At 37.6% G+C, this 4,712-nt stretch carries 4 protein-coding genes; 3 read left to right on the top strand and 1 reads right to left on the bottom strand.

From position 1 onward, the window contains the following. Positions 1–91 precede the first annotated feature (91 nt). Positions 92–634 carry a helix-turn-helix domain-containing protein gene (locus G396_RS0108505; protein ID WP_028125703.1) on the bottom strand — a complete coding sequence of 181 codons (543 nt, stop codon included), beginning with the start codon at positions 632–634 and terminating at the stop codon, positions 92–94. Between the two features lie 285 nt (positions 635–919). Here G396_RS0108505 and G396_RS0108500 point away from each other — a divergent pair, with 285 nt between their 5' ends. The 3 genes from G396_RS0108500 to G396_RS11535 form a co-directional block, all read left to right on the top strand. Continuing rightward, a complete protein-coding gene (locus G396_RS0108500) occupies positions 920–1,165 on the top strand; it encodes a hypothetical protein (protein ID WP_028125702.1) in 246 nt (81 codons plus the stop codon). Between the two features lie 35 nt (positions 1,166–1,200). Further along, positions 1,201–2,019: a transposase gene (locus tag G396_RS0108495; protein ID WP_081683578.1), complete on the top strand. Its 819-nt coding sequence runs from the start codon at positions 1,201–1,203 to the stop codon at positions 2,017–2,019. Between the two features lie 447 nt (positions 2,020–2,466). Then, positions 2,467–4,712: YSIRK-type signal peptide-containing protein (locus G396_RS11535; RefSeq protein WP_034907946.1), on the top strand; the 2,246-nt coding region annotated here is incomplete at its 3' end.

Here is a 4,712-nt window from a genome sequence, read left to right as displayed (position 1 = left end):
AATTTCTTGATCCAATTATAATAGGTTTGTTTGATTAAGCCGACATAGTGTAATAAATCTTTCAACTTATATTGGTGACGGAGGCTATAGACTAATCTTGAGAGTTCTTCGTTTGTTGCTTGGTCTTTTCTAATCTGAGCCTCCGAAATTTTTTTAAAATATCATTCTCCATTCTGAGTTTATAATTTTCTTCTTCCAACTCTTTCAGCCGCTGAGCTGCATCATGAGTAAACGGTTGAGTTTTTTTCGTCTTAGATTCTTTCTTAGACATCTTCGGTGGCCTCCCTCGTTGTTTTGGTAAGAGTCCATCAATCCCATATTTGCGATAGTCGAGTACCCAACGCGTTAATAAATCGGGATTGTTGATTCCATATTGATTCGCTAGAGATTGATAACTCACCTCACTTGTTAAATAAGACTGTACCACTTCTAACTTAAAATCAATAGAATAATCTTTATTTCGACGACTCCTCAATAGTCCCTCATCACCAAGTGTTTGATAAGCATTTACCCATCTTCTAATCGTCTCATGATTTTTTATATCATTAGTTTTAGCTAAATAGCCATAACCACCTTGTCCGTTCAAATATTCTTCAACAACTTTACGTTTAAATTCATAACTATATTTTGCCAATATAAAAACCCCCAAAAGTTAGATTTTTGGTCCAACTTTTTGGGGGAGCATATCGAATGATTTTCGAAACTAGTTAGCCTTAGAGCCCCAAGGGCTCAAATTTATTAAAAATAAAAATCGCTAGCGTGGAAGCTAGATCTTATAAGCTTTCCTTCCGGCGATTTATTTGAAAACAAAATTTTACGACTAAAAAAGTTGAGTCTCGCTATCACCGATTGCATCAACAATCCATGTTATAATATATTCACCATAAACATACTAACACTAAGAGAGGAGACTCAACCCATGAAAAGTATAACACAACTTAACTTATTCGAAGACAATGAATTAGGTGATTTGGAAAAATTGTGGCTTATTTTCGAACACTTACCTGATCGACAATTAGTTGAAAAATTAGATCAACAACGCGAGCGCGGTGGTCGCAATGATTTACCAAACTCCGTAATGTGGCGGTGTTATTTGGCCAAATTTGTACTTCAGCATCAGACAATTGTTGAGTTAATTCGAGAATTAAAAGAAATAGTCAATTAAGACAAGTTTGTGGGCTAGATCGCTATGTCTCTGTCATGACTAATCCGAACCGTTCTACTAACTGGTTAGCGCCAAGCGAGGCTGCATTTACACGTTTTGAAAAACGATTAATGGAACATTGGGATGAGGTGGAAACAATTTTCTCTAATCTTGTTCAAGACCTTTATGAAAACCTTCCGGACTTCGGTCAAACAGTTTCCATAGATGGGAAAATTATTGAGACTTATGCGGTCAAAAAACCATCGGATTGGAAGCCGACGGCTAAACAATTGAAAGATGGTAGAACAGATATTGATGCTAAATATACAGTTAAAACACGGCCACTAAAAAATGGGACCATCAAAAACTATCATTTTTATGGTTTTAGGATTCACCTCTTGTGTGATTGTCAGTATGAATTACCTATTACTTTTAAAGTGACTCCTGCTAATCAAAGTGAGCAAAAAGTGGCAAAAACAATGCTTTCAGAACTTCCTATCAACGTTATTGAACGCATGAAGAATTTTCTCGCAGATGCAGGATATGATGATACGGCACTGCATGAATTGCTTAAAAGTAAATCTGTGCTTCCTTTTATTGATAAAAGAAATACGTGGAAGAATCCAAATCAAACTCGTCAATATAAGGACATGGATTTGATTTACGATCAAAAAGGGCGAGTGTTTTACGTCAATGACAAAGGTGAGTCCGTCGAACTTAAATATGCTGGCTATGATAGAACAACTGACAGCCAGAGATACACTTTTCATCCTAAATATCACGATAAGCGAGTATTTAGGATGAAGTGTTCAGAAGACCTGCGTATATTTACGCCGGTCGCCCGGACATCCAAAAAATATAAGCGTATTTACTAACAAATAACGGCAGTCGAACGATTAAATGGTCGATTAGATCGGGATTTTAAGTTTGAAACACATACAATCAGAGGTTGGGGGAAAATGGCTTTAAGGGTGATTATGTCATTTATCATCATGTTAACTTTCGCCAAGGCTAAATTATCAAACCAAGACCAAGCTCATCTAGCCTCTTGGGTTGCCTAATTTAAAAAGCCGATCTCGATACAAGGGGTTAGTGCGCCCAAATTTAGGAAAAAACAATAAATGTAATTGATTTAGTCAAGTTATTACCCCACAGGGTCAAAAAAATGACTATTTTTTTTAATTTCTCTAATAACGAAGAGAAAAAACAGAGGTATCGAAAATTATTCATATCAATTTGACACTATCTTTTTTTTATAAAATACGGTATATTTTTAAATAGTCGGTGTTCTTATAAATTTAATCAAGTTTAAGGGGTGTATTATGCGACATATTTTTAACTCGAAACAACGGTTTAGTATCCGGAAATACCACTTTGGAGCGGCTTCGGTCCTAATTGGGACGGTGGTTTCTCTAGGATTTATGGGAGGGACGGTTCAAGCTGAGGAATCCCAACTTTCAAATCCAGGAATCGAACCGTCTGTTGGAAGTCTCTTAAGAGAATTAGTTCCTGAAGAAATCGTCATCGAGGAAGAAGTCTCTAAAGAAGTTGGTACCGTCGTTGAAGAGAAACTTTCCGCAGAAACTTCTATTGTTAATGAAGTAGAGGAGTCTGCTGAATGTTTTGAATTAACAGTCGAATCTTCAGAAGAGGTTTCAGAAGCTGAAGAAGCCGATGAAGAAGTTGTTGAAGCTGAAGAAACTGAAGAGGCAACAGACAACTCGGAAGTTAATACTGAATCTGAAACGGTAGAAACGCGTTCGTCCGATGAAGAAACTGCTGGAACTCCTGAAGATGCGTCTTCAGTTGAACCTTTCGCAGCTAATTCGGCTGTCACGGAATTTATTGGTGGCTACGCTTCGGTCGAAGGAGGAATCACGGAGTACTTGCGTCAACAAGTAGGACAAGACGCTAACTTAGATGCAGTTCAAGTAGAAGACTACGTGAACCGCATCAAATACTACTTGCCAGAAAACATTAATGAATTGAAACCTGAAGAAGCCACGGAAGCCTTGTTTGGGGCGATCACTAATGGATTTAGTAACGAAGAATTACTGGTTAATAACCTTTATTTAAATCCTACTATGAACCATGCTAATGCATATTATAACGAACTAGCATCAATTGGTGGAGAACGGTTAACAGCAGATCGTTATAATAAATATGTAAACTTTACTTATTATCAAAATGGAGAAGACATTCATTTTGATTTAAGATTCAATGATAATTTCCATTTAGGGTCTCGTGATGCTAGACTTACTTATTTCTTTACAATCCCTAATTCCTTAGAAGCGCCTACAAATTGGAAAATTAGAGCGTTTGATAAATCTGGAGAAGAAAATCTAGTTCATTATACTGGCGAAAATGAAACGGAAAACTTTGCCAAATTACATGAATCTGGTGGAATAGTAGAAGATGGTAAAGGATTTGGTGATTTTTTCAAAGCGCCTATAGACTATGACGATGGGATTGGGAATAATGGGACTAACTTTTCACATCAACCTGCTTTTTCAGTAAACTATCCGCTTCAAGCTATCCGAGGATTGCCAAATTCCCGCGAGCAAGAAGATCAATTCATTCAAGTTGTTAAGGATAATTCTCAAGAAAACTATTATTTCCTTCGAACACATCCAGATGCATCTAGAAAATATCGATGGGAAATATCTTTTGATGCCAAACTAAAAGAAGATAACGCAGACGGGTCTCAACTTTTCTCAATTATGGTTGGGATGGCAGAAAACTTACCTCTAGGTCAAAGTGGATTTGAATGGGTAGGAGCTTCCCCAAGCAATAATTTTAGAAATGTTACGACAGCGGATGCTATTAATGAGAACCCAACTCTGCCATCTGGTGACCCTCAGAATTCAGATTTTGAGGATCAGAGTGAAAATTTTGCTCCTCAACCCACGTCATCTAACTACACGATTGATGCAACTGAGACTGAAAAAATTCAACCACTCACCATTACAGTAAACGATGACAGCGACATTGATCGACGTACCGTTAAAGTTAACGGTTTGCCGGCAGGATTGACTTATAGCACGACTTTTAATAATAATCGTCAAGCAACTATTACCATTTCTGGAACACCTGAACGTTTAGAAAATTGGAAAACGGGTGAAAATGAGAAAGTAATAAATGCTTCTTTAAGTGTTGTGGATATTCACGGCAATAGCAACTCTATTCCTATTACGGTAAGACTTAGACGTGCTTTGACTTTAGCTGAACAATTCCCACCAACTGCCAATACTATTGAAAGATTAGTTGGATTCCCTGTCACTGTTGAAGAAATTCGAGATGCCGTCAATGTAGATCCTCAAGCAGGAAATGTAACTGAAACGGTAGAATCTGAAGGGCCATGGACGAGTGATATACCAAGCACTTCAGAAGTTAACGTATCAGTTGTTTATACGGACGATTCGATTGCGACTGTTCCTGTGGAAGTTAAATTTGTTGATTTTCTAACTACACCAGACAAGGGTGACGAAGAGAACGTGCCAATGCCAACAGAAGACGGTTCTTCATTCGAAGGCGAGTTGGAATACCCAGGCCTTCCTGAATTCCCAGG

This window comes from Eremococcus coleocola DSM 15696 (genome assembly GCF_000428865.1).
GTDB lineage: Bacteria > Bacillota > Bacilli > Lactobacillales > Aerococcaceae > Eremococcus > Eremococcus coleocola.
Note: the sequence above shows the minus strand (reverse complement) of the source record. Positions and strands in the feature narration are given on the sequence as shown.